We start from the raw sequence: 26,339 nt of genomic DNA on the forward strand, positions 1-26,339 counted from the left end.
CCGACACCAAGTCCATCTCACGCAAAATGAAGATCGCCTGCTGGCGGCAAGCCTTCTTCTTCGAGCTCTTTGCTCATATGCGATAGCCCTGCCCATAGGGGGAGGACCTAGAAAGGCGAACCCTACCGCAGCACCCCACGCCGGGTCATCCACCATGCATATCCCGTGAAGGCCGCCAGCAGCCCAGCGATGACCGCGCTGGTGATCGCCATCTGTTGGCCCATGATCTTGCCGCCGCCCGTCAGCAGATAAGTGTAGGCCAGGCTCAGTAGGAACGCCGCCAGCGACACGACCAGGACAGGCCACGCCAGCTTGTTGCGCAGCAGGATCAGCACCGAGCCCAGCAGCGCGCCGAACACCCCGATCGCCCAGTCGACCGTCATCCAGGCCGGCATCTGCTGGTAGTGAGCGATCTGCTCGGGCGTCATGCCCGCGCCGGCCATGTAGGCCGCGCCCCGCGTCATGCTCATCACGAAGTCGAAGACGCCGATGCAGTTGAACAGCACGGCGACGACGCCCACCAGCCACAGGTGCCAGGGCGTCCCGGTCGTTATCCGCGTCATGGTCCCCTCCCCTACGCGGCCGTTCGCCGCCTTCTTTCTGATCGCCTAGGCGTCGACACCTCGCGCCCGCAGCTTCGCCTTCAGCTCCCGCACCGGCCGCGCCAGCAGGAACCCGAACGACACCGCCCCTTCCTTGGTGTGCACCGCGTGATGAATCCGGTGGGCCTGGATCAGCTGCTTCCAGTAGCGCGACTTGCCCGCCGGCACCCTGAACCGCCGATGCACCATGCCGTCGTGGAACACGAAATAGATCGCGCCATAGGCCGTGATCCCCAGCCCGATCGGCAGCAGCCACGGAACGCCGTTGGCGCCGAAATAGATCGCCACGATGGCCGGCGCCGCGAACACCACCGCGAACAGGTCGTTGAGTTCGAACATCCCGGTGCGCGGCTCGTGGTGCGATCGGTGCCAGGCCCACAGCCAGCCGTGCATCACGTAGCGGTGCATGACCCAGGCGAAGCCCTCCATGAAGGCCAGGGCCGCCAGGAACAGGGCCAGGTGCAGACCAAGGGTCGCCATCGTCTTCCCGTCTATCGCCGAATCCGGCGCGCCAGCACGTGCGCCAGGGCCAGGCCGGCGAGGCCCACGGCCGCCAGGACGCACCAGGCCTTATACACCGCCCCGACCCCGGCGTCGCGCCAGAGGATGGCCTGATAGGCCTCGATGGCCCAGGCGTGCGGGGTGAACCAGCCCACCGCCTGCAGCCAGGGCGGCATCAGGAAGCGCGGCACCATGCTGCCGCCGATCGCCGCCAGGACCAGGATCACGAAGGTCGACAGCATCTGGGCCTGCTCGCGCGTGCGGCACACCGACACCAGCCCCAGGGCCACGCCCGCCGCGCAGGCGCTGGCCGCCAGGGTGGTCGGCAGCCACAGGGCCGCATGCTGGATCGCCGCCACGCCGTAGACCACCTGGGCGGTGGCGAAGATCAGCAGGGCCTGGACCGTCCCCTGCCCGACCAGGAACAGGAACTTGCCGCTGACCACCGGCCCCATGCCCGCCGTGCCGGCCAGCAGCCGGTCGGCCACGCCCGTGCTCTGCTCGTCCATCAGGCCCAGCGCGCCCTGCATGGCCGAGAACAGGGCGAACAGGATCATCACCGCCCCAGCGTAATAGGCGATCACTCCGCCGCCGACCTTGGCGTCCTTGACCGCCTCGCGCTCGAAGAAGCCGCCGTCGTCGTGGGTCGGGTCCTGGCGCATCAGGGCCGCGGCGCTGTCGGCGTTCTCGACCTGCTCGTCGGTGAAGCCACCGAGGGCGGGCTCCAGCTGGGTGATCGTCCGGCGCAGGGTGACGTCCGGCAGGGCGTCGGCCAGCACCTGCTGCACGCGGGCCTGGGCCAGGGGTGCGGCCACCGCGCGGCTGGGATCGGCGACGATCAGGAACGGCTTGTCGGCCGAAGCCGGATCGGCGCGGATCACCAGGCCGGCGTCGGCCTGGCCGGCCTTGACCCGCCGCCGCACCTCGGCCGCCGTCGGCGCGATCTCGGCGCGGACCTCGGCCGAGCGGACCAGCGCCGCCGCCAGCCGGGCCGAATCCGCCGTGCGGGCCGTGTCGGCCACCGCCAGCTTCAGCTGGATGGCGTCGCCCGTCGTCCCGGCGAACACCGAGGCGAAGATCAGGAACACCAGCGGCGGCAGCAGGAAGGTCATCAGCAGGGCGCCGCGGTCGCGCCAGAGGTCCAGCGCCATCACCCGCACCATGGCGGCGATCTTCCAGGCGGACCGCCTCACGCCGCCTGCTTCCGGTCGGCGACCAGGGCGAACAGATTGGCCAGGGACGGCTCGCGCACCCGGATCTCGCGCGGGATCAGCCCCGCCTGGCGCAGGCGCTTGTCCAGCCGGCCCGCCGCCGCATAGCCGTCGGCGTCCAGCCGCGTCCAGACAGTCGGCTGGTGCGTGCGCTCCAACCCCTCGGCGATCAGGTGGATCTCGTCGTCGGCGGCGATCGCCTCGGCCAGGTGGACCAGGATCTCCATCCGGGCGCCGAACGCCTCGGCGACCAGGGTCCGGGGCGCGCCCTCCAGCACCAGTTCGCCCTCGCGCAGGAAGCCTACCCGGTCGGCCAGGGCTCCGGCCTGGTCGAGGTCGTGGGTGGTCATCAGCACAGCCACGCCCAGGTCGCGCAGCCCCCGGATCACCGCGTCCAAGGCCTCGCGGGCGTCCTGGTCGACCCCGACCGTCGGCTCGTCGAGGATCAGCAGGCTGGGCTGGTGGACGATGGCGGCGGCGATGTTGGCCCGGCGCTGATAGCCGCCCGACAGATGCCTGACCAGGACCTGGGCGCGATCGGTCGTACGGGTCAGGGCCAGGGCGCGGGTCACGGCCGACGCCAGGCCCGCGCGCGGCACGTCGGCCAGCACCGCGAAGGTCTCGACGTTTTCGGCCACGGTCAGGTTCGGATAGAGGGCGATCTCCTGCGGGACCAGGCCCAGTCCGGCGCGGGCGGCGGGGATCCGGGCGGGGTCGCGGCCGTTCAGCCGCACCGCGCCGCCGTCGGGCCGGATGCGGCCGCAGATCGCGCGGATCAGGGTGGTCTTGCCGGCCCCGTTCGGACCCAGCAGGCCGTAGATCTCGCCGGGGCGCAGCGCCAGGTCGACGCCACGCAGCACGGGCTGGCCGCCATAGGCGTGGACCACGCCGCCGACCGTCACGATGGGGGCCGGCGAAACCGTTTCGGTCGTCACGCCGCCGCCTTGCGGCGGGCGAACAGCTCGCCGACATAGCGGCCCAGCAGGTCGCCGCAGCCGACCTGTACCAGGGCGGCGGAGGCCTTGGCCAGGTGCTCCTCCATGACCTGGCGGGCGCCCGCCGGACCCAGGGTCGAGACCACTGTGGCCATGGCCGCGTCCTTGCCGACATCCTTGCCGGCCGCCTCGGCCGAGCCCTGGACGTCGATCAGGTCGTCGCGGATCTGGAACGCCAGGCCGACATGGCGGGCGAAGACGCCCATCGCCTCGACCGCCGCTTCGGGGGCCTCAGCCACCAGCGCCCCGCCCTGGGCGGCGGCGATGATCAGCACGCCGGTCTTTTCGTGGTTGAGCCGGTCCAGCGCCGCGGGGTCCCGCAGCTGGTCGCGGTCGAACAGGTCGCGGGCCTGGCCGGCGATCAGGCCGGAGAACCCCACGGCCTGGGCGGCGCGGCCGGCCAGGTCGGCGCGCAACGGCGCCGGCAAACCCTGGTCGGCGGCGATCACCGCATAGGCCTGGTTCAGCAGCCCGACCCCGGCCAGGATCGCCGTGGCCTCGTCGAAGGCCCGGTGGATGGTCGGCAGGCCCCGGCGCAGACCCGCGTCGTCCATCGACGGCAGGTCGTCCAGGATCAGCGAAGCGGCGTGGATCATCTCGAACGCGCAGGCCGCGTCCAGCGCCGCCCCTTCGGGCGCGCCCAGCTCGGCGGCGGCCAGCAGGGTCATCATCGGGCGGAAGCGCTTGCCCGGAGCCAGCAGCGAATAGCGCACCGCCTCGACCAGACGGTCGGGCGCCGAGCCCACGGCCGGCGCCAGTTCGGCCAGCCGCCGATCCACCCCGGCGCGCAGGGCCTCGACTCTTTGGAGAAAGGCGGCGTGGTCGTCCATCTCGCGGGTCGCGACCTGCTGTCCACCCCGACGCGGGCGGGGGCATTTGAGGGGCGCCCTCGCCGGGCGTCAATCGAAAGCTCCTCGCCCGGCCCCGGAGGGCGCGATAAGCGCCGGTCAGCCCCGGCAAAAGCCGAAGAAGCGCTTGATGTCCGCCCGTTCGGCCGACGTGCGCGCGTCCTGCGGATAGGCCTTGTCCTCGATCTGGCTGATCAGGCCGGTCTTCTCGAACGCGGCCAGCACCGGGTCGGCCAGGGGGATTCGCCCGATCGCGTCCAGGCCGTCGGTGATCTCGGAGGCTGCCAGCGTGGCGGCGTACCGTCCCTGGGCCTTGCCGGACCGAAAGCGCACCGTCCCGGACCCCGGCTTGCCGTCGGCCAGGTTGGTGAAGAAGCCGACGCTCGTCGTCTTGCGGCGGCACGAGAAGATGATGCCGACCACGTCGCTGTCGGGCAGGCCGTAGGCCAGTCGCTGCTCGGCGTCGGGTGTGGCGAACGCGTTCCATTTCATGCCGGCCGGCGCCGGTCCCTGCGCCGGACCCAGGGTCGAGCACGCGCCCAGCAACACGGCGCTCGTCGCCAGCAACAACCATGATCCCCGCTGCTTCATGCTCCGCCCCTCGCCTGGTCCGCCGTCGATCTAACCCTGTTCGCGCCGGATGGCGACGGGGGCCGGCCCCGGCAAAGCGCGCATGGACGGCTCGGGTTGTGCCAGGCAGGGTGGAGCCAGCCGGCGGGGGCGGCGTTCAGGAGGGATGTCCATGCTGTCCATGAAAGCCTTCGCCGTCCTCGGCCTGGTCGTCGCGCTGGCGGCCTGCGAGCGCAAACCCGCCACGCCGCCGAAGGCGCCCGTCGAAGCGTCCGTCACCACGCCGAAGGCTGCGGCGCCCGCGCCGATGGCGCGGCCCCTGAGCTTCGACCAGTCCGACGAGGCGGCCAAGGTCGCCCTGCGCCTGCCGGCCGAGATCGCCAGCCATCCCGCCCTGCACGCCCTGCTCTACGACCGCGAAACCGCCGGCCTGAAGACCTTCGCCGCCAAGGCCGCGGCCGACCGCAAGGCTTCGGACGGCAAGTTCCCGTGGCGGCCCTACACCCGCCAGAGCCAGTGGTTCCTGGCCGTCGACAGCGCGCCGCTGGTGGGCCTGCGCGCCCTGTGGTTCGAGGACACAGGCGGCGCCCACCCCAACCACGGCGGCTCGACCCTGATCTGGGACAACGTCGCCAACCGCGAGATCCAGCCCAACGCGCTGTTCCGCCCGGACGCCGACATGGCCGTCCTGGACAAGGCGATCTGCGACGCGGTGGCCCAGGCCAAGACCCATCGCGCGGGCGCCACGCCCCTCAACGACATGTTCGCCTGTCCGAAGTGGAACCAGACGGTGCTGGTCCTGGCCCCCTCGACGATCCCGGGCAAAATCGGCGGGCTGACGGCGCTGATCGACCCCTATGTGGTCGGCCCCTATGCCGAGGGCGACTACGAGGTCGTCGTCCCCGCCTCGACGTTCCAGGGCCTGCTGGCCCCGGCCTACGCCGGCGCGTTCGGCGGCGCCCCGAAGTCGCCGGGCAATCCGGACGGGACGCTGAGCGTGAGGATGGACGTGGTGAAGTAAGGTCTCACGTCGTGCGTCCTGCGAGGCTCGGCTCCGCCTCGCACAACGCTCCCATCCGAGCCGCCCCGCAGCGAGCCTCGAAGGACCGGCGTCACCCCAGACCGCAGGCCTTGGCGAAGGTCGCGACGGCCGCCCGCTCGGCGGCGGTTCGAGCGTCGTGCGAAACAAACGTTCCGTAGGGATTCAGGGCGAGACTCCCCGTCGCCACGAAAGCCGCGAGCACAGGATCGCGCCTTCCGGCCTGGAAATGCGCGAGGTCGTCGGAACCGTCGCCTTCCGGCGCGAGCGCCTCGAAACGCCGGGCGACCTTGCCGCCGCGCAGATGCATCACCGGGACATCATGTCCCTCGACCGCCGGGATGATGAACTCGACTCGATCCTTGGTCTGGTCGCAGATGAAGACGATCCCGATCTCATCCGAGTCGTCGACCCCATAGGCAAGCCGCGCCGGCTCTTGATCGGAAGCCGCGATATAGCCCCAGCTCATCGGCGGGGCCGCGGGCGCGACCTGGGTCGCGCACCCACCCAGCATCGACAATCCGACGATCGCAAGGAACCAAGGCGTCGATCTCATGAGCCTGATCCTACAGCGGGATATTGTCGTGCTTCTTCCAGGGGTTCTGGAGCTGCTTGCCCTTGAGGCTCTTCAGCGCCCGGACGATGCGCTTGCGGGTGCCGTGGGGCATGATGACGTCGTCGATATAGCCGCGGGAAGCGGCCACGAACGGGTTGGCGAAGCGGTCCTTGTACTCGGCCTCGCGGGCGGCCAGGGCGTCGGGGTCCTTGGCTTCCTGGCGGAAGATGATCTCCACCGCCCCCTTGGCGCCCATGACCGCGATCTCGGCGGTGGGCCAGGCGTAGTTGAAATCGCCGCGCAGGTGCTTCGAGCTCATCACGTCATAGGCCCCGCCATAGGCCTTGCGGGTGATCAGGGTGATCTTCGGAACCGTGGCCTCGGCGTAGGCGAACAGCAGCTTGGCGCCGTGCTTGATCAGCCCGCCGTACTCCTGCTTGGTGCCGGGCATGAAGCCGGGCACGTCCACCAGGGTGATGATCGGGATGTTGAAGGCGTCGCAGAACCGCACGAAGCGGGCGGCCTTGCGCGAGGAGTCGATGTCCAACACGCCGGCCAGCACCTGGGGCTGGTTGGCGACGACCCCGACGCTGGTCCCGTCCATGCGGGCGAAACCGCAGACGATGTTCCTGGCCCACTCGCTGGAGATCTCGAAGAAGTCGGCCTCGTCGACGATCTTCAGGATCAGTTCCTTGATGTCGTAGGGCTTGCCCGGATCGGAGGGGATCAGGCTGTCGAGGCTGGGCTCGGTGCGATAGGGGTCGTCGAAGCTCTGGCGCTCGGGGGCGGGCTGGCGATTGGAGGCGGGCAGGAAGTCGACCAGGCGGCGCACCTGGGTCAGGGCTTCCAGGTCGTTGTCGAACGCGCCTTCGGCCACGCCCGACTTGGCCGCGTGCACCCGCGCGCCGCCCAGCTCCTCGGCGGTGACCACCTCGTTGGTCACCGTCTTTACAACGTCCGGCCCGGTCACGAACATGTAGCTGGTGTCGCGGACCATGAAGATGAAGTCGGTCATGGCCGGCGAATAGACGTCGCCCCCGGCGCACGGGCCCATGATCACGCTGATCTGCGGGATCACGCCCGAGGCCATGACGTTCTCCAGGAAGATATCGGCATAGCCGGCCAGGCTGTCGACGCCCTCCTGGATGCGCGCTCCGCCCGCGTCGAACAGGCCGATGATCGGCGCGCCCACCTTCATGGCCTGGCGCTGGACCTTGACGATCTTGGCCGCGTGCGCCCCGCTCAGCGAGCCGCCGAACACCGTGAAGTCCTTGGAGAAGACGTAGACGACCTTGCCGTTGATCGTGCCCCAGCCGGTGACCACCCCGTCGCCGGGCACCTTCTGCTCGGCCATGCCGAACTCGGTGCCCCGGTGCTCGACGAACATGTCGAACTCCTCGAACGAGCCTTCGTCCAACAGCAGGTCGATCCGTTCCCGCGCCGTCAGCTTGCCCTTGGCGTGCTGGGCCGCCACCCGCCCCTCGCCGCCGCCGGCCCGGGCGTGATCGCGACGACGATCCAGTTCCTCGAGAATATGCTGCACGCGGACGCTCCCCTGCTCGTTCACTGGGCGGTTTTTCCACCTTATGGGCCGAGCCCTAATGGCGCGAGCTTTCCGTGGCAAGGCGTACGCTGAGGCAGCCCGGCGCCCGAACGTTTGGGAGACACTCAGCGCCGCAGCGCGGCGAACCAGCGCTCCAGCACCTGGGCCTCGACCGCCAGGGCCGCGGCGCGGGCGGCGGCCTCTGCGTCCTGTCCCCAGGTCTGCGCCTGGAAGATCTCCTCCAGCCGCGACAGGTCCAGGGCCTTGCGGCCGGTAACCTTGCCCGCGCGCAGGGCCAGGGCCAGGACCGTCGAGCCGAACAGGCCCGCGCCATAGGCGACCCCCGCCAGGGCGAAGTCGTCCAGGGTCAGGGCCAGGGCCTCGACGGTGGCCAGGGCGGCCGGCGATTGCGGCGTGTGGATCACGCCTGAGGCTGGCTTGAGATGAACGTCCAGTTCGGCCCTGGCCCAGTCCAGCAGGGCGCCCCAGTCGCGCTTTTGAAGCTCGACCAGGGGCGTGGGATGGTCGGCCCAGTAGCACAGCAGGTCCGAGCCGGCGTAGGCCGCGACCTCGGCCGCCACCTCGGCGCGGGTTTCGCGGATCCGGTCGATGGCGGTGAAGGCCAGGCGGGTGGCGGGCATGGCCGTGGAATCGATCACCTCGACCTGGGCTTCCCATTCGGCCGCGACCAGCTGGGCGAGGGCTTGGTTCGGCAGGACCAGGGGCGACTTGGCCGGCGACTTGGGCGTGCGGCCGTCCAGCAGCACGGCGAAACCACCTTCCGCGGGGCCCGCCGTGGCGACCTTGTAGAAGCGGCGGGGACGTTGCAGCAGATCGGGCTTGTCGACCAAGGCGGAACTTCTTTTCAGTCCAGACATCAAAACATCGGTTTCAGGCCGTTGAATGAGCAATCAACGCGCGCAAGGCAAGAGCGGGCGATGCAAGGGAGAGTAGCGGCGTGAGCCTGCCTTCCAACGACATGATGGCGGCCATCGCCGCGACCCGGTTCGGCCTGGGCGCGCGCCCCGGCGAGATCGACGCGGCGCGGAACGATCCGCGCGGCTTTCTGACCGCCCAGATCCGCTCCGAAGGCGCCGACCAGCCGCAGGGCGGCGAAGGCTCGCCCCAGCGCCTGGCCGAGGTCGCCGACTATCAGATGCAGAAGCGCGACGCCAAGGCCGCCCAAAAAGAAATGGGAGGGGATCCCAAGAGCCTGCCGGTCAAGGACCTCCAGAAGGACCTGCGCGACCAGGCCGGCGACGACTTCCTGGCCCGGGCCCGGCTGGGCGCCACGACCGACGCCGCGTTCCGCGAGCGCTGGGCGCTGTTCTGGGCCAACCATTTCACCGTCTCGTCCACCAGCCTGGCCGTCACCTCGGTGGCCGGACCGTTCGAGCAGGAGGCCATCCGACCCCATGTCTTCGGCCGGTTCGAGGACCTGCTGATCGCCTCCTCCACCCATCCGGCCATGCTGCTCTATCTCGACCAGGCCCAGTCGGTCGGTCCCGACAGCAAGGCCGCGGCCTACCAGCGCAAGACCGGCAAGAAGGCCGGCGGCCTGAACGAGAACCTGGCCCGCGAAATCATGGAACTGCACACGGTGGGCGTCGACGCCCGCTACAGGCAGGCCGACGTCACTGAGTTCGCCCGGGCCATGACCGGTTTCAGCGTCGGACGGCCGCAGGATCCGACCCCGCACCAGTTCCTGTTCCGCGACAACGCCCACGAGCCCGGCGCGCGGACGGTGATGGGCCGGCGCTATCCGCAGGAGGGCCAGGCCCAGGCCCTGGCGGTGATGCGCGACCTGGCCGCCAGCCCTCACACCGCCCACCACGTCTCGACCAAGCTGGCCGCCCACTTCGTCAGCGACACCCCGCCGCCGGCCCTCGTAGCCCGGTTGCGGAAGACCTATCTCGACAGCGGCGGGCGACTGGACGAGATGGCCCGCGCCCTGGTCGCCGCGCCGGAGGCCTGGGAGCCCGCGGCCGCCAAGTTCAAGACCCCCTACGAGTTCGCCATCTCGACCTGGCGGGCCGTGGACGCCCAACCGTCGGGGATCGACAAGCTGGCGCCGGTGCTGACGGGGCTGGGCCAGAAGCCGTTCTCGGCCCCTTCCCCCAAGGGCTGGCCCGACGAAGCCCAGGTCTGGTGCGCGCCCGACGCCCTGATCAAGCGCCTGCGGTTCAGCGAGGGCTTCGCCGCGGTGGTCGCCGACCGCCTGGACCCCAACCTGCTGGCCCAGACCGCCCTGGGCGCGCGCTTGAGCTCGCAAGTCGCCAAGGCCGTGGCCCGGGCCGAAACCCGCCGCGAGGCCATGGCCCTGCTGTTGATGAGCCCGGAGTTCCAACGCCGATGAACGCCCCGATTTCGCGTCGATCGCTTCTGGTCCAGGCCGCCGGCCTAGGCGTTTCCGTCAGCTTCCTGGGCGGCTCGGCCTTCGCCGCCGAAGACGGGCCGATGGCCAGGCGCAAGATGGTGGTGGTCATCTGCCGGGGCGGCATGGATGGCCTGACCGTCAGCCCGCCGGTCGGCGATCCCGACTACGCCGCCCTGCGCGGCGCGGTGGCGGTGACGCCCGACCAGGCCCTGAAGCTGGACGGGACCTTCGGCCTGCATCCGGCCCTGGAGTCGGTGCACGCCCTTGCGCTGAAGGGCCAAGCCCGCATCGCCCCGGCCATCGCCAGTCCCGACCGGGCCCGCTCGCACTTCGAGGCCCAGGACGTGCTGGAGACCGGCGCGGCCCAGGTCTACGGCGTCAATACCGGCTGGTTGAACCGCACGCTGGAGGTCATGGGGCCGTCGAAGGTCGAGGGCCTGTCGGTGGGCGCCACCGCGCCGCTGATCCTGCGCGGCAAGGTCCAGGCCGCCAGTTGGTCGCCGGGCAAGGGCGTCGACGAGACCGCCCGCCTGCCCACCCTTCTGCAGGACCTCTACAAGGCCGACCCGCTGATGGGTCCGGCCTTCGCACGCGGCCTGGAGACCGAGGCCATGGCCCAGGCGGCGATGACCGCGCTCAATCCCACGCCCGTCCCGGTGTCGGCCGACGCCGCATCGATGGCGCCCAAGGCGATGTGGAAAAACGCGGTGAACACCTCGGGGACGCCGCTGGTCATGGCGCCGCCGGCCGTGGCCCCCGGCGCCCAGGCGATCGCCGGCCAGCGCCAGGCCCGCGAGGCCGCGCGCAAGCTGGGCGCGACCCTGGCGGGGTTCATGGTCCAGCCGGGCGGGCCGCGCATCGCCGCCATCTCGCTGGACGGCTGGGACACCCACGCCGGCCAGGTCGGCCAGCTCAACAGCCGCCTGTCCTATCTGGACGCCGTGCTCGACGGGCTGAACACCGGCCTCGGCGACGAATGGCGCAACACCGTCGTGGTCGCCGCCACCGAGTTCGGCCGCACCGCCCGGGTCAACGGCACGGGCGGCACCGATCACGGCACCGGCTCGACCGCCCTGGTGCTGGGCGGCGGCCTCAAGCCGGGCGGCATCGTCGGCGACTGGCCCACCTTGAAGCAGGAGGCTCTGTTCGAGAACCGTGACGTGCGCCCCACCCTCGACATGCGCGGCCTGTTCAAGGGCGTGCTGGCCGACCACATGGGCGTCGACCGCGCGGCCCTGGAAGCCAAGGTCTTTCCTGACAGCGCGGACGCCAGGCCCGTGACGGGCCTGGTCTGACCGTTCGCCGGCGGGGCCGAGGGGGCCTCAGCGACGCCTGGTCTGCCGCCGCGCGAACGGATCGTACTCGGCCTCGTCCTCCGAGAAGCCGAACTTGGCGAAGCCGGCCTTCATCTCCGGGCTCAGCGGCGCCTCGATGGCCAGGGTGCCGACCGTCGGGTGCGGCAGGATGATCGAGCGGGCGTGCAGCTGCAGCTTCAGGCCTTCCGATAGCGGCGTGGACTTGTCGTCGCTGTACTTGGGGTCGCCCAGGATCGGGTGGCCGATGGCCTTCATGTGGGCGCGCAGCTGGTGGGTGCGGCCGGTGTGCGGGCGCAGGGCCATCCAGGTGACGCGCGGCCCGGCCCGGCTGATCGAGACGTACTCGGTCTCGGCCGGCTGGGCGTCCTGATCCTTCGGCTCGGCCGGCACCACCAGTTCGCGATCGCCGACGCCCCGCTTGGCCAGATGCAGCTCGATCACGCCCTCGGTGGGGTGCGGATTGCCGGCGACGATGGCCCAGTAGGTCTTCTGGGCCCGGCGCTTGGCGAAGGCTCCCGACAGCCGCGCCGCGGCGCCGGGGGTCTTGCCCAGCAGCAGCACGCCGGAGGTGTCGCGGTCCAGGCGGTGGACCAGCTTGGGCCGGTTGACCCCCTCGCCCCAGGCGCTGAGCAGCTTGTCGATGTGATGGGTGGTCTTGGTGCCGCCCTGCACGGCCAGGCCGGCGGGCTTGTTCAGGGCCAGGACTTCCTCGTCCTCGTACAGCACCAGCGACTTGGCGAAGGCGATGTCGCGCGGCGACAGCTTGCCCTTGTCGGCCGGATCGGGCGCGTCCGGCAGCGGCGGCACGCGGATCTGGCTGCCGGCCGCCAGCTTGGTGTCGGCCTTGGCGCGCGAGCCGTCGACCCGCACCTGGCCGGAGCGGAACAGCTTGTTCAGCTGGATATGGTTCAGGTGCGGCCAGCGGCGCTTGAACCAGCGGTCCAGGCGGACGCCGTCTTCGCCGGCGTCCACATAGATCGTACGTACTTCTTTCATGCCGAAAAGATCCTGCGGGCGATCAAGAGGCCCGCGAAAATGGCCGCCACGGACAGGATCACGCTGGCGGTCGTATAGGTAAAGGCCTGGGCGTAGGCGCGCTTCTCGATCATCAGCGCGGTCTCCAGCGAAAAGGCTGAAAAGGTGGTGAAGCCGCCCATGACGCCGACACCGAGCAACACCCTCCAGTGTTCCTGTTGCGCGCCGCCCCGCAGGACCAGCCAGGCCGCCAGCAGCCCCATCAGCAGCCCGCCCGTCAGGTTGACGATGAAGGTGCCGTACGGCCAGTTCGACCCGAACAGGCGCAGGGCCTGGATTCCCACGAGATAGCGAGCGACGGAGCCCAAGGCGCCGCCGGCGGCGACAAGGAGGAGTTTGGTCATCGCGCCCTTATGCGCCGCGCGGCCGCGAACGCCAAGCCGCGCCTGAAAGCGGGTTTCGCCAGCAAGTTCGGCGAAGGGTTAACGCCGATCCGCCGTCATCATGGTTTACGCTGCCCTGGAGGGCCTTAAAGCGGCCTTCGAATGTCGCCAAAAGGCCCGGAAAATGGGCATCTTAACGTTTGAGCGCGTTACGGTAACCTCGTTTGCACACCGTGTTCCTGCACCGACCATTAAGGCTGTAAAATGCATCCTATGGGCTCCTCCCGCGCCAAGGCGAACATGCCCTTCGATTCGATGCATAGTGACGACCGAAACGAGCACCTGGCTCTCAGCGGCCCCGTACTCCAGCGCCTGGCTGGCTCGGAGCTGATCGCCCGCGGCTCGGTGAACGTCATCAGCGTCAAGGCCATCCGCCGCTGGGCCGGCGACTGGTGGGACAAGAAGCGCGTCGACGTCTGGACCTATGTCGAGCGCAAGCTGGCCGAGCACCTGGACCGCAGCGACCTGCGCGCCCGGATCGGCGAGGAAGACTTCCTGATCGCCATGAACAACGACCACGGCTTGGCGGCCCAGGCGACCAGCGTGCGCATCCTGGAAGACGTGCTGACCCACCTGCTGGGCGCGGCCGAGCCCACCGACCTGGGCGTGCGGTCGGTGATCGGCCTGGAGGCCGGCGGTCTGGTCTGCCGTCCGGTGGACGCGGCCGTGGTGCTGGCCGCGCGGGCCCGCCGCGACTCGATCCGCTCGCCCATCCGCTTCGACATCGATCCGCTGGAAGAGACCCGGCGCACGCCCGTGGCCTTCACCACCGCGGGCGGCGCGGCCCTGCGCGTCGATTTCACGCTCGAGCACGTGATCAGCCTCAAGCGCAACATCGCCACGGCCGTGCGCATCGAGCCGGTGGTCACCCACCTGGGCTCGGGCAAGCAGATCAGCGCCCGCGCCGTCTCGCGCCTGCCCGACCGCGACGCCGCCTTCATCGACGAGGCGGCGCTGAAATACGCCGCCGTCTTCGCCCGCGCCTCGCAGGGCCACGACCGGCCCGACCTGATCGTGCCGGCCTCGTTCCGCACCCTGGGCACCCAGCGCGGCCGCGACATGCTGACCGGCACCTCCGGCCTGTCCCTGGCGCTGCTGCGCGGCGGGGTAATGATGGAGCTGGTCGACGTCACGCGCGGCACCCCCGCCGGCCGCCTGCTGGAAGTGGTGGGCCTGCTGAAGGCCCTGACCCGCGGCGTCATCGCCCGCGTGCCGCCGGAGAAGGAAGCGCTGCGGGTGTTGCGCGACGCCCGCCTGCACGGCCTGACCCTGGACGCCAGCGACCTGGCCGGCCCGGCCGAGAAGATCGCCGCCGACATCATGGCCTTCGGGCGCGACGCCCGGGGCCTGGCCCCGATGGTCGCCCTGCAGGGCCTGCCCGCGGAAGGCTACTTCGCCGCCGCCGAGACCGCGGGCCTGACCCACGCGGCCCTGCGCGCGGCCTATCCGGTCGCGGCGACCGGGACGAAGAAGGCGGCGGGCTAAACCGCCGCCCGTCCCTGCCCCACGGTGCGGACGATGGCGCGGGCGTCGTAGACGTCGGCGCCGCTCGGCGGCTTGCCCTTGCCGAACACCACCTCCATCGAACTGCTGACGGCTGGGCCCGGGCCCAGGTTGAAGCTGGTGCCGACGCCCAGCCCGACCCCGCTGCGCCGGCCATAGCTGCCTGAGCCGCCGCCGATCGACAGGCTTGAGCCGCCGCCCGACCCGGTCTGCTGGGTCACGCGGTCGGCCACCCGGAACCAGTCGTAGCCGTCACGCAGGGCCAGTTCGGCCGAGCGCAGCAGGGCGTAATCGGACACCTGGTTGACCGGCGCGCCGGGATTGCCCTGGAAGGTGACGCGGTAGCGGCCGGCCTCCAGGCGATACTCCGAATAGCCGGCCCCGCGCGGCGCCGTCTGCGGCGCATAGAGCGTCGGCGTGGTGGCGCAGGCGGCCAGCAGGACGGCGGAAAAGGCGAGTGCGATCAATCCCTTGGTCTTGTGGCGCTTCATGGCGAATTCTCCTGCCAGGCTTAACGGCTTTCCGGGCGCCCCTGTTCCGGAACGGCCCGGTCGGGAAGCTCAAGGCCCAGCTTATCCAAAACCGCGCGCATGTCGTCAGGGATCGGCGCGCTGATCCGCCGCTCGCCGCCTTCGGGATGCGGGAAGACCAGCTGGACGGCGTGGAGCATCAGGCGCGGCACGGGCGCCCCGCCCAGCATCAGCGCCCCGCCATAGCGGCTGTCGCCGGCGATCGGCCGGCCGATCGAGGCCATGTGGACCCGCAGCTGGTGCATGCGGCCGGTGTCTGGCGAGAGCTCGACCAGGGCCGCTCCTTCCGTCGAGGCCAGGGTCCGATAACGGCTGCGCGCGGCCTCCGCGTCGGGATGGTCGGCCGCGCAGACCCGCATATAGGCCTCGCGACCAATCGACTCGCGGCGCAGGGGCGAGTCGATCTGGCCGCCGCGCGGCTCGGGCGCGCCGGGCGTGACGATGGCCAGATAGGTCTTGCGGAACCGCTTGCCCATCAGGGCCTTGCCCAGGAAGGTCGCGGCCGGCTTGGTTCGGGCGGTCAGGATCACGCCCGAGGTGTCGCGGTCCAGGCGGTGGATCAGGCGCGGCCGCGGCCGGTCGCGCCGGGCCAGGGCCCACAGCAGGTCGTCCAGCGTATGGGCCCGGATGCGCCCGCCCTGGCTGGACAGCCCGGCCGGCTTGTTCAGCACGAAGACGCTGTCGTCCTCGTGGATCACCAGCGACTTGGTGAATTCGACCTCTTCGGGGGTCAGGGCGACCGGTATGTCGGACGCCTTGGGCTTGGCCACGCCGGGCGGGCGGCGGTCCGCCTTGCCGGGAGGTTGGCGGCTCATGCGGCCTCTCCTTTCGGCGCGATCCACAGCGCCCGGCCGTTCAGGAACAGCCACAGCAGCATCAGCCCCGCCGGGGCCAAGGCCCAGCCGCCGCGCGAGGCGAAGCTGGTCAGCAGGAACACCGCGAAGGCCAGCGGCAGGGCGTAGACCGCGTTGGCCACGATCGACGGCCAGTGCGGCGGACGGGTGAAGACCAGCAGCGGCCCGCTGGCCCGGCGGCGGAAGATCAGCGGCGGCGCGACCAGCAGCAGGGTGATCGTCGCGATCGGGATCATCGCCACCAGCGCCCCGGCCAGCGGGATCTCCAGGGCGTCGGACCATTCGGGCAGTTGCTCGCGATAGAACCGGTGCAGCGGGTCGGCCGCCAGCCCGGCCAGGGTGGCCGCCAGGGCCAGCAGCGTCACGCCCAGCACGACCAGCGCGTTCTTCTGCGTGCGCAGCAGCCGCGCCCCGAACCGCGTCGTCAGGCCGGCGACCACCGCCGCGCAGGCGCCGAGGCTGAAGCAGGCGTAGGCCAGGTCGGCGTACAGCCACTTGCGGGTCGCGTACTGGGTCTGCAGGGCCCCAAACCGAAGGGTGGCCGCCTTGAACGCCTCGGCGTCCGGCTGGCCGAAATAGAGCGTGGCGCGCAGCTTCCGGAGGTCGGCGAAATAGGCGCTGGAGTCGGTGTGCCAGGGCGTCGTCGCCGCCAGCCATAGCAGCGCCGCGCCGGCCAGCAGCAGGACCAGGGCGATCGCGGCGGTCACGCGGACCGCGGGGGTAAGCTTCACTTGCCGTCTCTCCGCAGGCGGTTCCAGGCGTCCAGCCGCTCCTTGACCTTGGCCTCGGCCCCGACCGGCTTGGGATCGTAGAGGGTCGGACGCTCGATGCCGTCCGGGAAGTAGTTCTGGCCCGAGACCCCGCCCTCGACATCGTGGTCGTAGGCGTAGCCGTCGCCATAGCCCAGCGATTTCATCAGCTTGGTCGGCGCATTGAGGATGTGGGCCGGCGGCGTCAGGCTGCCCGTCTCCTTGGCCAGCCGCCGGGCGGCCTTGTAGGCGTTGTAGACGGCGTTGGACTTGGGCGCGCTGGCCATGTGCACCACCGCCTGGGCCAGGGCCAGTTCGCCCTCGGGGCTGCCGAGGAAGTCGTAGGCGTCCTTGGCGGCCGTGGTCAGCAGCAGGCTCAGGGGGTCGGCCGCGCCGATGTCCTCCGACGCCATGCGCACCAGGCGGCGGGCGATGAACAGCGGATCCTCGCCGCCTTCCAGCATCCGCGCCAGCCAGTAGAGCGCCGCGTCCGGATCGCTGCCGCGCACCGACTTGTGCAGGGCCGAGATCAGGTTGTAGTGCTCCTCGCGGTTCTTGTCGTAGGCCGGGCGGCGCTTCTGCAAGAACTGGCCCAGCTGGGTGGGGTTCAGCGGCGTGTCCGTGCCGATGGCCAGCAGGGTCTCGGTCAGGGTCAGCAGGTAGCGACCGTCGCCGTCGGCCATGGCGATCAGGGTCGAGCGGGCGTCGCCGTCCAGCGGCAGCTTGCGGTTCTCGGCGGTCTCGGCCTTGACCAGCAGGGCCTCCAGCGCGTCCTCGTCCAGCCGCTTGAGCACGAAGACCTGGCAGCGCGACAGCAAGGCGCCGTTCAGCTCGAACGACGGGTTCTCGGTGGTGGCCCCCACCAAGGTGACGATCCCCTCCTCCACGAACGGCAGGAAACCGTCCTGCTGGGCGCGGTTGAAGCGGTGGATCTCGTCGACGAACAACAAGGTGCTCTGGCCGGCCGAGCGACGCACGCGGGCCTGCTCGAAGGCCTTCTTCAGGTCGGCGACGCCGGAGAACACCGCCGAGATCTGCATGAACTCGTAGCCGCCGGCCTTGGCCAGCAGGCGGGCGATGGTGGTCTTGCCGGTGCCGGGCGGCCCCCACAGGATCATCGAGGCCAGGCGACGGGCCGCCGCCATGCGGCCGATGGGACCGTCCGGGCCCAGCAGGTGTTCCTGGCCCACCACCTCGTCGAGGGTCTGGGGACGCAGGCGGTCGGCCAGCGGGCTGGGCGCGTGGGGCGTCAGGCCGGCGGCTTGGAAAAGATCGGACATGGAGTAGGTTTACTTAATCGTGGGAGGAACCACCATGACCAACGAAGGCGATCCCGCCCGGGGTCCGACGACCGGCGTCACCCCCTATCTTTCCGTCGTCGGCGGCAAGGCGGCCGTGGACTTCTACAAGCGGGCGTTCGGGGCGCAGGAGGTGTTCCGCAACACCGCCGAAGACGGCGAGCGCCTGTTGCATTCGCGGCTGCTGATCAACGGCGACTGGGTCATGCTGTCGGACCACTTCAGCGAAATGGCGCATGGCGATTATGTTCCGCCCTCGGCCGTCACGCTGCACCTGGAAGTCGACGACGCCGACGCCTGGTGGAACCGGGCCGTCGAGGCCGGGGCGACGGTGCGCTTCCCGCTGGCCGACCAGTTCTGGGGCGACCGCTACGGCCAGCTCGTCGACCCGTTCGGCCACACCTGGTCGGTGGCTTCGAAGATCAAGGGTTAGGGGCGTACCTACATTCTACGCCCTGGGAGTCGAACAGCCCGCGACCTAATCTTTCTCCTGCCCTTAGCCAGCGCTCCACACCATATAATCGTCGGGCTAGCGCCACCTTTCAGACACCAGAGGCCTCCAGCTTCACCTTAGGATGCGGGAGGGGCTATGCACCGGACTTTGGCGGCATGCTTGTCGATCGTCGTTGCCGCGCTGGCGTCGACGGCGGTCGCCGATCCCCTGACGGTCGTCTCGGAAGCGCCCATAACCCAGCAGGGCGCAACGAGGTTCGTCGTCCACTCTGACCGCCTGGGGCGAGACTACGAGGTTACCGTCCAACTCCCCGAGGCCAAGGTCTTCCTGCCCGGCCAGAAGCTCGCGGCGATATATGCGCTGGACGGCGGCTACGGACTGGCCGGGTCGAACAGCGTCTTTCTCGGCGGGCGGGCCATGATGGCGCCGGCGATCGTCGTCAGCCTGCGTCTCGCCCCCGGCCAGCCGTCCTCCCGCAACCAGGACTTCACGCACCATCCCTTCACCGTGGACGGGAAAACCTTGGGCGGCGGCGGCGCGGTCTTCGAGGCGTTTCTGCTTCAGGACCTGAAACCGTTCATCGAGGCGAAGTACCCGGCCGATCCTGCGAGCGCCGTGCTGTTTGGTCATTCGCTGGGCGGCGTGTTCGCCGCCAACGTCTTCGCGGACAATCCCAACGCCTTCGCCGGCTACATCATCGGCAGCGTGGTGGTTCCGCGAGATCCCGGCCTCGTGGACCGGATCGCCAAGGCAACAGCCAGGGCTCATGGCCAGAGGGTCTTCCTGGCCGTCGGGGGCGCAGAGGATTCCACGGTCTCCGAGAAGCGCTTTATGGGGCAGGGCTTCACCGCCTTGACCGCTGCGTTCAAGGCAAGTCCGGGCGTCACATTGCAAGCCAAGTCCTATGCGGGCGAGAACCATCTCTCCTACTATCCGAACCTGATGCTCGACGGCTTCCGCTTCGTGTTGCCGCCCACCGTACCGGTCGACTTGCCTTACGTGCCGTTGTCGCAAAGCGCGCTTGCGCACTACGTCGGGGCATATGCACTGCCGGATGGCCGCACCCTGACCGTCAAGCCAGGGTTCGACAACCTTTTGGCGGCCCAGGTCGATGACCAGCCATCAGTCTACTGGCTGCCGAACGGCACGGACCGCTTCTACGCCTTTACGGGCGACCTCGACGTCACCTTCGACCCGAGCGGACTGACTCTGACCGGGCGCGGCGCGAAAGTCCGTGCGGAGCGCAAGCCGGCGCAGTAGGCGTCTCCAGGCCTTCAAATTGCCACGGCCAACAACCGTCGGTCTCGCGTGACCACGCCCCTGTGGCAGGAACACTCGATTCAACCGGCGATGAAGAGCCTTGGCGATCAGGCTTGAATGTCGACGCGCCCCAAGCGCCGCCTACTCCGCCATCGCCTCGCCGGAACCGCCGAACTCGGCTGGAAAGTCCTTCAGCTTGGGCAGGCCGTCGCGCATCGGCAGCACGGTTTCGGCGTAGTTCACGTGCACGCCCGGCGCGAAGGCCAGGGTCGGCAGCGTGGCGGCGAACACGTCGACCAGCCCCAGGGTCGGATGGTCGGTCATCAGGTGGCCGCCGCACTTGGCGCAGTATCGCCGCTGGCTGAACGCGGTCTTCTGGTAGGTCGCCACCTCGTCGGAGCCCGACGTGACCCGCACGGCGTCCGGTTTCCACAGGCTGAAGGCGTTGACCGGCCCGCCCGACCAGGACCGGCACGAGCGGCAATGGCAATAGCCCATGGCCTCGGGCTCGCCGACGGCTTCCAATTGGACCGCGCCGCAGAAGCAGCTTCCGACATAGGTCATGACACGTTCCAGGGTTCGCGTGACCAGCCGGGAGACGGTAACGCTTCCGCCGGCCCGCAACAAGCGTCGTGACGGCCGCTCTCGCGGCCGCCGCGCTCGCCTAAGCCCTGAGCCGCGCCGTAATCCGCTGGCCGTTGCGCTCGATGGTGATGGTCCAGGTCGCGGCCCCTGCCTTGGACGCCGCCGCCAAATCGGCGGTGGTGTTGATGGCCCGGCCGTTGACCTCGCGGATCAGGTCGCCCGGACGCAGGTTCACATTGAGCGCGAAGCCCTGACCGACCTGGGTGACCAGCACGCCCCGAGCGGCGAACGGGTCGGCGCCCAGCTCCTGGGCCACGGCGGGCGACAGGTTGACCACGGTGGCGCCGTCGAACGGATTGCGGCCCTTGATCACCCGCTCGTCGCGGGGGGGACTTTCCGGCGCGGCCTCGGCGCGCAGGGTCAGGGTCTGTTCCTTGCCGTTGCGATTGATCAGCACCTGGACCCGGTCGCCGATCTTGTGGGTGCCGATGGCGAAGGCGCCGCCGCCCTCGTCGTTCACCGCCTGGCCGTCGATGGACAGGATCACGTCGCCGTCGCGGACGCCTGCCCGCTCGGCCGAGCCGCCCGGATAGACGTCGGAGATCACCACGCCGCGGGGCGTGGCCAGGCCCAGGCTGCGGGCGATGTCGCCGGTCACCGGCTGGCCCTTCACCCCCAGCCAGGGCCGCACCACGCTATGGCCGCCGCCCAGGGCCGCGTTGACCACCTGGCGCACCACGGCGGCGGGAATGGCGAAGCCGACGCCGCTGGACGAGCCCGAGCGCGAGATGATGAAGGTGTTCACCCCGATCAGGTCGCCATCCATGTCGACCAGCGGACCGCCGGAATTGCCCGGATTGATCGCCGCGTCGGTCTGGATGTAACTGCCGAACTCGGCGGCCCCGACGTCGGTGCGGGCCAGGGCCGAGACGATGCCGTTGGTCACGGTCTGGCCGACCCCGAACGGGTTGCCCATGGCCAGAACCAGGTCGCCGACCTCCAGCTGCTCCTGGTCGTCGATGGCGATCACCGGCAGGCGCTCGCCCTTGGTGTCGATCTTCAGCACCGCCAGGTCCGAGCGCGGGTCGTCCAGCAGCACCGTGGCCGGGAACTCCCGGCGGTCGGCCAGCTGGACGGTGACGTCGCTCATGTTCTCGATATTGTGGTGGTTGGTGATGATCACCCCGTCGGCGCGGACGATGGCGCCCGAGCCCAGCGAGCCCTGCACCTGCTCGCGCGGCGCCCCGCCGCCGCCGCCCATGAAGAAGTCCCAGAACGGATCGGCCTGCTGGCGCACCACGCGCTTGCTGGCGACGTTGACGATGGCCGGGGCGGTCTTCTTCACCACCGGCGAGAACGAGGCCTTCATCGACCCGGGGTCGGTGGGGACCCGGCGGGTCGGCTGGGCCAGATCGGGGAGTGTCTGGGCCTTCGAGGGCCCCTGCGGCGAGCAGGCGGCCAGCAGGGCCAGGGCGGGAAGCACGACGCGATAGGATCGCATGGTTGTTGGGCGACTCCGTGAATTGCAGCCCGCGAGATCAGCCGAGCTTTCGGGCGCATTGATGGCGGCCAAGGTCCGGGATTTCGGCGCCAGGCCCTTCCCGCCGCTATTCAAAGACGGTCAGGCGACGCTCGGTTCCACCGCCACGGGCCGCGCCACGCGGATGGCCAGCACCGTGGCCGCCAGCAGCAGGACCGCGGCGATCAGGGCCGGCAGGCCGGGCAGGTGCACCGTGGCGTCGTGGCGGACCGCCCAGGAGAACGGCAGCAGGTAGAGCGAGGGCCCGACGATGGCGGTGACGCCCATCATGGCCGAGTTCGCCCCCTGCAGCTGGCCCTGCTCCCACGGCTGAACCCGGCGGGTCATCAGCCCTTGCAGCCCCGGCTGGATCAGCCCCGTGAAGGCGAAGATCGGCAGGCCGCACAGATAGAGCCAGCCCGTCGGCGCCAGGCCATAGATCATGAAGCCGACGCAGCCGCTGAACAGGCCGATCAGCAGGGCGCCGCGCTCGCCCACCCGCTTGACCACCGGCCCGACCACGAAGCTCTGCAGCAGGATGCCGGCTATGCCGCTGCCCATCAGGGTCAGGCCGATCACCGCCGTCGACCAGTGATAGCGGAAGCCCATGTACAGCACGAAGACGCTGGGCAGCACGTTGTGGGCCAGCTGGAACAGGAAGCCGACGCCCGCCAGGCCCAGCAGGTCGGGCTTGCTCCGCAGCAGGTTCAGCGAGCCCAGCGGATTGGCCTTGCTCCAGTCGAAGCGATGGACGCGCTTCTCGGGCGGCAGCGATTCCGGCAGCACGAAGAAGCCGTACAGCCAGTTGCACAGGGCCAGGCCCGCGCAGACCAGGAACGGCAGCCGATGATCGAACTGCCACAGCCAGCCGCCCAGGGCCGGGCCAAAGGTGAAGCCCACCCCGAACGCCGCGCCCATCAGGCCAAAGCCCTTGGCCCGCTCCTCGGGCTTGGTGACGTCGGCGACATAGGCTCCCGCCGTCGAGAAGCTGGCCGCCGTCATGCCGTTGAACACCCGACCGACGAACAGCCACCACAGGGTTGGGGCGAAGGCCATGAACAGGAAATCCACCCCCAGGCCGAAGATCGAGGTCAGAATCACCGGGCGGCGGCCCCAGCGGTCGGACATCAGGCCCAGGATCGGCGAGCAGAAGAACTGCATCACGCCCCAGGTGGTGGCGAACAGCACCACCCACAGGGCCGTGGAGGCGGTGTCGCCGCCGTTGAAGCGCTTCATCAGCTCGGGCAGCACGGGGATCATCACCCCCAGCGACAGCACGTCCAGGCAGGCGGTGACGAAGATGAAGCCGAGCGCGGCCTGTCGGTGGTTTCGGCTGATGGCCTTGGTCATGCGTCGCCCTCCCTGGCGCGTTCTTTTACGTCCATAGCCGCCCGGCTGGCGAGACTTGTCAGCAACGCGCGCCACCATTCGGCGTGGCGCTGCAGGAAGACGGCGTCCGGGAAGCGATGGCGCGCCACGTGCTCGGTCGGCACCGTATCCCAGCCGCGATGCTCGACCGTGACCCGGGTCTCGTCTCCTGCCGGCTCGAAGCGGACCTCGACCTCGGTGTCCATGCCCGGCGCGAAGCTGGCCTGGCGCCAGCCGAACACCAGCCGCTCGCCGGGCGCCCAGACGCGGACGGGGCCGATCTCGAACACCTTGCCCGACGGCAGGCGCTCGACCAGGCGGGCGCCCTGGCCGGTCCCCTCGAACGCCAGCACGCCGGGCGAGCGCGGGGTGAACGAGAATAGGGGATTAGGCCTCCACCAGGCGCCGATGTCGGCGGTGAACGCCTCGAAAACCCGCGACGGCGCGGCCTTGATGCGCAGGGCGACCAGGATCTTGGAGCTCACCCGCCGCCTCCCTCGACATGCGCCTTCAGCGCCAGCAGCTGGTCGCTCCACAGACCCTCGGCGGCCTCGGCCCAGGCCTTGAGCTCGGCCATCGGCCCGGGCCGCAGGGCGTAGACCCGCACCCGGGCGTCGAACGGCGGATGGGTCTCCTCCACTAGGCCGGCCAGGCGCAGGGCGCGCAGGTGGCGGCTCATGGCCGGGGCCGACAGGCCGGCGGCCTGGGCCAGCTCGCCCGCCCGGCGCGGTCCCTGGCGCAGCAGGTCGACGGTCGCCCGCCGATGCGGGTCGGCCAGGGCCGCTAGGGTCACGTCGAGCGAGGCGCTCATGACGAGGTCGCCTCCAGGCGGCGGAAATCGTCGGGAGTCACGCCCAGCCCTTGACCACCTTCAGGCCGGACTCCGCCTCGGCCTCTTCCACGCTGACCGCGCGGACCGGCGCGCCGATCGTCCAGAAATGGCCCTCCGGGTCGCGGCAGCGATAGGTGCGGTCGCCGTAGAACTGGTCGGCCGGCTCCATCAGGATCTCGGCTCCGGCCGCCCGCGCCCGCTCGCAGTGGGCGTCGATGTCGCCCTCCAGGTGAATGTGGACGCTCTGGGTGTTGAACCCGTCGATCGAGGCCGGGCTCCTGTGCTGCGCGGTCCACTCATTGCCGATCATCACCAGGCCGTCGCCGAAGCTCATCTCGGCATGGGCCAGGTTGCCTTCGTTGTCCTCGATCAGCATCACCAGTTCGAAGTCAAACGCGGCCTCCAGGAACTTCAGCGCGGCCTTGGGGTCGCGATAGCAGAGGGCCGAGGTCAGGGCGCTGCGGATCATGGCGAAGCTCCGTTTTCCGATTTCCGCAATATTTAACGCATATCGAAACTATTTGCGCAAGCGGCGCCACAATCCTGCCGAGAGCACGCCCCAAGGTTGTTTGGATCAGGAGGTTGCCATCATGATGCTCGCTGACGCGCCCACCCCTTCGCCAGCCGTTTGCCAACTGGTCGCCGGCGCGGAACCGATCGCCGATCTGGCTGGCCTGCCGCCGGCGATGACGCGCGCGCTCGACGCGCGCCAGATCCAGCTTTCACCCGCCGGCGGTCCGTTCAGCGCGTCCGACGTCGGCCCGGGCCCCTGGCGGCGCTTCGCCTCGGCCGCCCGTCTGTCGGACCGCTATGTGATGATCTACGAGCACGGCGGCCGCGGCTATCACCTCCACGTCCTGACCTATGACGGCTCGCCTCGCGCCCCGCGTCCGGATGCGGTGGTCCACGACGTCAGCATGGGGAAACCCCCTTGTGAGGTCTTGAACCTGGCCCTGACCATCGCCCTGCCCAGCCGGGCGCCCGACAAGATCGAGTGGTGATCGCCTACCGCAGCGCCGCCTTCACCGGGCCCAGCGCGCCGTCGCCCTTGTCGCCCCTGACGCCGATCAGGCGGGTCAGCAGCGGATAGACGTCGACATTGTCGAACACCGGCAGCACGACGCCCCGCCGGAAGGCCGGACCGTGGGCCACGAACACCGCCCGCATGGTGGGGTCGAACGGGTCGTAGCCGTGGGCCCCGCCGTCGCGCGGATGCTCCTCCAGCCGTTTCTTGAGGGCGCTGGCGGTGACGAAGTACCAGCCCAGGTCGGCCAGGCAGACGATCGGCGGCACGCGCGGATTGGTCCCGTAGCCGTAGCGGGCCGGGATCTGGCCCTTCTCCCAGCAGGTCAGATGCGGGTGGGCCTTCAGCATCGCCGCCGCGACCTCGGCCTCGAACCCCGGCAAGGCGCGCACGCCGACGATCGAACCGGTGCTGACGAACTTGACCTTGGCCGGGTCGACCAGGGTCGAGATCTCGACCAGGCCACTCAGCGGCTGGGGCGCCATGCCGTGGTCGGCGACGACGACGAGGTTGGTGGTCCGGTACAGTCCCCTCGCCTTTAGCCCGCCACCAGCCGGCCGATCGCGGCGTCGACCTCGGCGGCGGCGGCGTTCACCTCCGGCGAATCCGGGCCGTGGTGGTGGCCTTCGGTGTCGGCGCGGTCGAAATAGAGGGTGGCGAAACCCAGCGGCGGGGCCTTGGCGTCGATCCACGACAGCAGGGTGTCGACCCGGTCGTTGGACGAGACCTTCATGTCGAAGACCTTCCAGCGGCTGGGCCGCACGCCGTCGATCCGCGCTTCCGAGCCCGGCCAGAACAGGATGCCGGCGTGCACGCCCTGTTGCTCGGCGCTGACCCAGATCGGCCTGGCCTGGTCCCACCAGCGCCCGTCGCCGACCGCCGCGTGGTTGGACATGCTGAAGCTGCCGCCGGGGATGGCCTCGTCCTCCAGCGTGTTGTTGACCATGCCGTGGTGGTCGGGCCGCTTGCCGGTGACCAGGGTGTAATGGTTCGGATAGGTCAGGGACGGGAACGAGGGCCGCATGGCCCCGCGTGCGCCGTCGGCCGCCAGGGCGTTGAGGACCGGAGTGTTCCCCCGGTCCAGATAGTCGGGCCGGAAGCCATCCAGCGAGATCAGGATGGTCAGGCCCGGCTTCGACGGCCTCTTGGCCGCCTCGGCCCGCGAGGACGTGGCGAAGGTCGCCAGCATCAGGGCCGCGGCCAGGACCATCCACCGACACACAATGACCATCACGCACACCTCGTACTGGGACGCTCGCCTATAGCCCAGGCTTGTGACGGCTCGCCATGTCTGTCGGCGACTTAACTTGGCGAGGGAGGCCCGCCCGGCCATAGTCGCCGCAACTTTCAGGGAGTCGCCCCGCATGACCGCCGCCGGAACCTGTCG

The 26,339-nt window shown here is 70.1% G+C and carries 28 protein-coding genes and 1 pseudogene; 7 read left to right on the forward strand and 22 right to left on the reverse strand.

What is annotated here, in order from left to right; genetic code table 11:
• Positions 1–122 precede the first annotated feature (122 nt).
• The 6 genes from J2X41_RS23960 to J2X41_RS23985 form a co-directional block, all read right to left on the reverse strand.
• The gene (locus tag J2X41_RS23960; RefSeq protein WP_310086900.1) at positions 123–563 is read right to left on the reverse strand and encodes a hypothetical protein; all 441 of its coding nucleotides are present in this window, start codon (positions 561–563) and stop codon (positions 123–125) included.
• Positions 564–608: 45 nt separating this feature from the next.
• Positions 609–1,082, reverse strand: coding sequence for a sterol desaturase family protein (locus tag J2X41_RS23965; RefSeq protein ID WP_310086902.1), 474 nt, complete (start codon positions 1,080–1,082; stop codon positions 609–611).
• A gap of 11 nt (positions 1,083–1,093) precedes the next feature.
• On the reverse strand, positions 1,094–2,296 hold the full coding sequence (locus J2X41_RS23970; protein ID WP_310086905.1) for an ABC transporter permease: 1,203 nt from the start codon (positions 2,294–2,296) through the stop codon (positions 1,094–1,096).
• Positions 2,293–3,249 (reverse strand): ABC transporter ATP-binding protein, encoded by a 957-nt coding sequence (locus J2X41_RS23975; protein WP_310086907.1) that lies wholly within the window; start codon positions 3,247–3,249, stop codon positions 2,293–2,295. Before J2X41_RS23975 ends, J2X41_RS23970 begins: the two co-directional genes overlap by 4 nt.
• Positions 3,246–4,139: a polyprenyl synthetase family protein gene (locus tag J2X41_RS23980; RefSeq protein WP_310086909.1), complete on the reverse strand. Its 894-nt coding sequence runs from the start codon at positions 4,137–4,139 to the stop codon at positions 3,246–3,248. Before J2X41_RS23980 ends, J2X41_RS23975 begins: the two co-directional genes overlap by 4 nt.
• Before the next feature lie 117 nt (positions 4,140–4,256).
• A complete protein-coding gene (locus J2X41_RS23985) occupies positions 4,257–4,724 on the reverse strand; it encodes a hypothetical protein (RefSeq protein ID WP_310086910.1) in 468 nt (155 codons plus the stop codon).
• Between the two features lie 175 nt (positions 4,725–4,899).
• Here J2X41_RS23985 and J2X41_RS23990 point away from each other — a divergent pair, with 175 nt between their 5' ends.
• Complete coding sequence (locus tag J2X41_RS23990) at positions 4,900–5,748, forward strand: RsiV family protein (RefSeq protein ID WP_310086912.1); 849 nt, start codon at positions 4,900–4,902, stop codon at positions 5,746–5,748.
• A 91-nt stretch (positions 5,749–5,839) separates the two neighbouring features.
• Here J2X41_RS23990 and J2X41_RS23995 read toward each other — a convergent pair whose 3' ends face one another.
• From J2X41_RS23995 to J2X41_RS24005, 3 genes are all read right to left on the reverse strand, one after another.
• A complete protein-coding gene (locus J2X41_RS23995; RefSeq protein ID WP_310086914.1) occupies positions 5,840–6,322 on the reverse strand; it encodes a hypothetical protein in 483 nt (160 codons plus the stop codon).
• 10 nt (positions 6,323–6,332) lie between these two features.
• Positions 6,333–7,865, reverse strand: coding sequence for an acyl-CoA carboxylase subunit beta (locus J2X41_RS24000; protein ID WP_310086916.1), 1,533 nt, complete (start codon positions 7,863–7,865; stop codon positions 6,333–6,335).
• A 125-nt stretch (positions 7,866–7,990) separates the two neighbouring features.
• Positions 7,991–8,716 carry an ATP12 family protein gene (locus J2X41_RS24005; RefSeq protein WP_310086918.1) on the reverse strand — a complete coding sequence of 242 codons (726 nt, stop codon included), beginning with the start codon at positions 8,714–8,716 and terminating at the stop codon, positions 7,991–7,993.
• A gap of 107 nt (positions 8,717–8,823) precedes the next feature.
• On the opposite strand from J2X41_RS24005, the gene J2X41_RS24010 reads away from it, so the two are divergent.
• Entirely contained in the window at positions 8,824–10,221 is a 1,398-nt protein-coding gene (locus tag J2X41_RS24010) for a DUF1800 family protein (protein ID WP_310086920.1), read from the forward strand.
• Complete coding sequence (locus J2X41_RS24015) at positions 10,218–11,537, forward strand: DUF1501 domain-containing protein (RefSeq protein WP_310086922.1); 1,320 nt, start codon at positions 10,218–10,220, stop codon at positions 11,535–11,537. Before J2X41_RS24010 ends, J2X41_RS24015 begins: the two co-directional genes overlap by 4 nt.
• A 27-nt stretch (positions 11,538–11,564) precedes the next feature.
• On the opposite strand, the gene J2X41_RS24020 is transcribed toward J2X41_RS24015, so the two are convergent.
• Together J2X41_RS24020 and crcB are read right to left on the reverse strand one after the other, a co-directional pair.
• Positions 11,565–12,554 carry an RluA family pseudouridine synthase gene (locus J2X41_RS24020; protein WP_310086924.1) on the reverse strand — a complete coding sequence of 330 codons (990 nt, stop codon included), beginning with the start codon at positions 12,552–12,554 and terminating at the stop codon, positions 11,565–11,567.
• Positions 12,551–12,937: a fluoride efflux transporter CrcB gene (crcB, locus tag J2X41_RS24025; RefSeq protein WP_310086926.1), complete on the reverse strand. Its 387-nt coding sequence runs from the start codon at positions 12,935–12,937 to the stop codon at positions 12,551–12,553. Before crcB ends, J2X41_RS24020 begins: the two co-directional genes overlap by 4 nt.
• A gap of 279 nt (positions 12,938–13,216) precedes the next feature.
• Between crcB and J2X41_RS24030 the strand changes: the two genes are divergently transcribed.
• Positions 13,217–14,461 (forward strand): hypothetical protein, encoded by a 1,245-nt coding sequence (locus J2X41_RS24030; RefSeq protein WP_310086929.1) that lies wholly within the window; start codon positions 13,217–13,219, stop codon positions 14,459–14,461.
• Here J2X41_RS24030 and J2X41_RS24035 read toward each other — a convergent pair.
• Genes J2X41_RS24035 through J2X41_RS24050 form a run of 4 tightly spaced genes read right to left on the reverse strand, consistent with a single transcriptional unit; the run spans position 14,458 to position 17,892 of the window.
• Positions 14,458–14,970 carry a CC0125/CC1285 family lipoprotein gene (locus J2X41_RS24035; protein ID WP_028041084.1) on the reverse strand — a complete coding sequence of 171 codons (513 nt, stop codon included), beginning with the start codon at positions 14,968–14,970 and terminating at the stop codon, positions 14,458–14,460. The two genes, J2X41_RS24030 and J2X41_RS24035, sit on opposite strands and share 4 nt — an antisense overlap.
• A 20-nt stretch (positions 14,971–14,990) precedes the next feature.
• Complete coding sequence (locus J2X41_RS24040; RefSeq protein WP_310086932.1) at positions 14,991–15,824, reverse strand: RluA family pseudouridine synthase; 834 nt, start codon at positions 15,822–15,824, stop codon at positions 14,991–14,993.
• The gene (locus tag J2X41_RS24045) at positions 15,821–16,594 is read right to left on the reverse strand and encodes a hypothetical protein (protein WP_310086934.1); all 774 of its coding nucleotides are present in this window, start codon (positions 16,592–16,594) and stop codon (positions 15,821–15,823) included. The genes J2X41_RS24040 and J2X41_RS24045 overlap by 4 nt, the downstream gene beginning before the upstream one ends.
• Positions 16,591–17,892: a replication-associated recombination protein A gene (locus tag J2X41_RS24050; RefSeq protein WP_310086936.1), complete on the reverse strand. Its 1,302-nt coding sequence runs from the start codon at positions 17,890–17,892 to the stop codon at positions 16,591–16,593. Before J2X41_RS24050 ends, J2X41_RS24045 begins: the two co-directional genes overlap by 4 nt.
• A 34-nt stretch (positions 17,893–17,926) precedes the next feature.
• On the opposite strand from J2X41_RS24050, the gene J2X41_RS24055 reads away from it, so the two are divergent.
• Complete coding sequence (locus J2X41_RS24055; RefSeq protein WP_310086939.1) at positions 17,927–18,343, forward strand: VOC family protein; 417 nt, start codon at positions 17,927–17,929, stop codon at positions 18,341–18,343.
• 180 nt (positions 18,344–18,523) lie between these two features.
• Positions 18,524–19,624, forward strand: coding sequence for an alpha/beta hydrolase-fold protein (locus J2X41_RS24060; protein ID WP_310086942.1), 1,101 nt, complete (start codon positions 18,524–18,526; stop codon positions 19,622–19,624).
• A 141-nt stretch (positions 19,625–19,765) separates the two neighbouring features.
• Here the strand turns inward: J2X41_RS24060 and J2X41_RS24065 are convergent, their stop codons facing one another.
• From J2X41_RS24065 to J2X41_RS24090, 6 genes are all read right to left on the reverse strand, one after another.
• Entirely contained in the window at positions 19,766–20,188 is a 423-nt protein-coding gene (locus J2X41_RS24065; protein ID WP_310086944.1) for a GFA family protein, read from the reverse strand.
• 100 nt (positions 20,189–20,288) lie between these two features.
• Positions 20,289–21,710 (reverse strand): Do family serine endopeptidase, encoded by a 1,422-nt coding sequence (locus tag J2X41_RS24070; RefSeq protein WP_310086946.1) that lies wholly within the window; start codon positions 21,708–21,710, stop codon positions 20,289–20,291.
• A 120-nt stretch (positions 21,711–21,830) separates the two neighbouring features.
• Positions 21,831–23,078, reverse strand: a complete 1,248-nt coding sequence (locus J2X41_RS24075; protein WP_310086948.1) for a TCR/Tet family MFS transporter — start codon at positions 23,076–23,078, stop codon at positions 21,831–21,833.
• On the reverse strand, positions 23,075–23,581 hold the full coding sequence (locus J2X41_RS24080) for an SRPBCC domain-containing protein (RefSeq protein WP_310086950.1): 507 nt from the start codon (positions 23,579–23,581) through the stop codon (positions 23,075–23,077). The genes J2X41_RS24075 and J2X41_RS24080 overlap by 4 nt, the downstream gene beginning before the upstream one ends.
• Positions 23,578–23,907: a metalloregulator ArsR/SmtB family transcription factor gene (locus J2X41_RS24085; protein WP_310086951.1), complete on the reverse strand. Its 330-nt coding sequence runs from the start codon at positions 23,905–23,907 to the stop codon at positions 23,578–23,580. Before J2X41_RS24085 ends, J2X41_RS24080 begins: the two co-directional genes overlap by 4 nt.
• Before the next feature lie 37 nt (positions 23,908–23,944).
• Complete coding sequence (locus J2X41_RS24090) at positions 23,945–24,397, reverse strand: VOC family protein (RefSeq protein ID WP_310086954.1); 453 nt, start codon at positions 24,395–24,397, stop codon at positions 23,945–23,947.
• A gap of 121 nt (positions 24,398–24,518) precedes the next feature.
• Here J2X41_RS24090 and J2X41_RS24095 point away from each other — a divergent pair, with 121 nt between their 5' ends.
• On the forward strand, positions 24,519–24,929 hold the full coding sequence (locus tag J2X41_RS24095; RefSeq protein WP_310086956.1) for a hypothetical protein: 411 nt from the start codon (positions 24,519–24,521) through the stop codon (positions 24,927–24,929).
• Between the two features lie 4 nt (positions 24,930–24,933).
• On the opposite strand, the pseudogene J2X41_RS24100 reads toward J2X41_RS24095, so the two are convergent.
• A pseudogene (locus J2X41_RS24100) lies at positions 24,934–26,318 on the reverse strand (ectonucleotide pyrophosphatase/phosphodiesterase).
• Positions 26,319–26,339: the final 21 nt, after the last annotated feature.

Origin of the sequence: Caulobacter sp. BE254, assembly GCF_031457295.1 — a bacterium.
Lineage (GTDB): Bacteria > Pseudomonadota > Alphaproteobacteria > Caulobacterales > Caulobacteraceae > Caulobacter.

Excerpts from the sequence above, each read along its gene's own strand:
- J2X41_RS23960 (WP_310086900.1), bottom strand. The coding sequence starts at position 563 with ATGACGCGGATAACGACCGGGACGCCCTGGCACCTGTGGCTGGTGGGC.
- J2X41_RS23965 (WP_310086902.1), bottom strand. The coding sequence starts at position 1,082 with ATGGCGACCCTTGGTCTGCACCTGGCCCTGTTCCTGGCGGCCCTGGCC.
- J2X41_RS23980 (WP_310086909.1), bottom strand. The coding sequence starts at position 4,139 with ATGGACGACCACGCCGCCTTTCTCCAAAGAGTCGAGGCCCTGCGCGCC.
- J2X41_RS23990 (WP_310086912.1), top strand. The coding sequence starts at position 4,900 with ATGCTGTCCATGAAAGCCTTCGCCGTCCTCGGCCTGGTCGTCGCGCTG.
- J2X41_RS23995 (WP_310086914.1), bottom strand. The coding sequence starts at position 6,322 with ATGAGATCGACGCCTTGGTTCCTTGCGATCGTCGGATTGTCGATGCTG.
- J2X41_RS24015 (WP_310086922.1), top strand. The coding sequence starts at position 10,218 with ATGAACGCCCCGATTTCGCGTCGATCGCTTCTGGTCCAGGCCGCCGGC.
- J2X41_RS24020 (WP_310086924.1), bottom strand. The coding sequence starts at position 12,554 with ATGAAAGAAGTACGTACGATCTATGTGGACGCCGGCGAAGACGGCGTC.
- crcB (WP_310086926.1), bottom strand. The coding sequence starts at position 12,937 with ATGACCAAACTCCTCCTTGTCGCCGCCGGCGGCGCCTTGGGCTCCGTC.
- J2X41_RS24030 (WP_310086929.1), top strand. The coding sequence starts at position 13,217 with ATGCCCTTCGATTCGATGCATAGTGACGACCGAAACGAGCACCTGGCT.
- J2X41_RS24035 (WP_028041084.1), bottom strand. The coding sequence starts at position 14,970 with ATGAAGCGCCACAAGACCAAGGGATTGATCGCACTCGCCTTTTCCGCC.
- J2X41_RS24040 (WP_310086932.1), bottom strand. The coding sequence starts at position 15,824 with ATGAGCCGCCAACCTCCCGGCAAGGCGGACCGCCGCCCGCCCGGCGTG.
- J2X41_RS24050 (WP_310086936.1), bottom strand. The coding sequence starts at position 17,892 with ATGTCCGATCTTTTCCAAGCCGCCGGCCTGACGCCCCACGCGCCCAGC.
- J2X41_RS24055 (WP_310086939.1), top strand. The coding sequence starts at position 17,927 with ATGACCAACGAAGGCGATCCCGCCCGGGGTCCGACGACCGGCGTCACC.
- J2X41_RS24065 (WP_310086944.1), bottom strand. The coding sequence starts at position 20,188 with ATGACCTATGTCGGAAGCTGCTTCTGCGGCGCGGTCCAATTGGAAGCC.
- J2X41_RS24070 (WP_310086946.1), bottom strand. The coding sequence starts at position 21,710 with ATGCGATCCTATCGCGTCGTGCTTCCCGCCCTGGCCCTGCTGGCCGCC.
- J2X41_RS24075 (WP_310086948.1), bottom strand. The coding sequence starts at position 23,078 with ATGACCAAGGCCATCAGCCGAAACCACCGACAGGCCGCGCTCGGCTTC.
- J2X41_RS24085 (WP_310086951.1), bottom strand. The coding sequence starts at position 23,907 with ATGAGCGCCTCGCTCGACGTGACCCTAGCGGCCCTGGCCGACCCGCAT.
- J2X41_RS24090 (WP_310086954.1), bottom strand. The coding sequence starts at position 24,397 with ATGATCCGCAGCGCCCTGACCTCGGCCCTCTGCTATCGCGACCCCAAG.
- J2X41_RS24095 (WP_310086956.1), top strand. The coding sequence starts at position 24,519 with ATGATGCTCGCTGACGCGCCCACCCCTTCGCCAGCCGTTTGCCAACTG.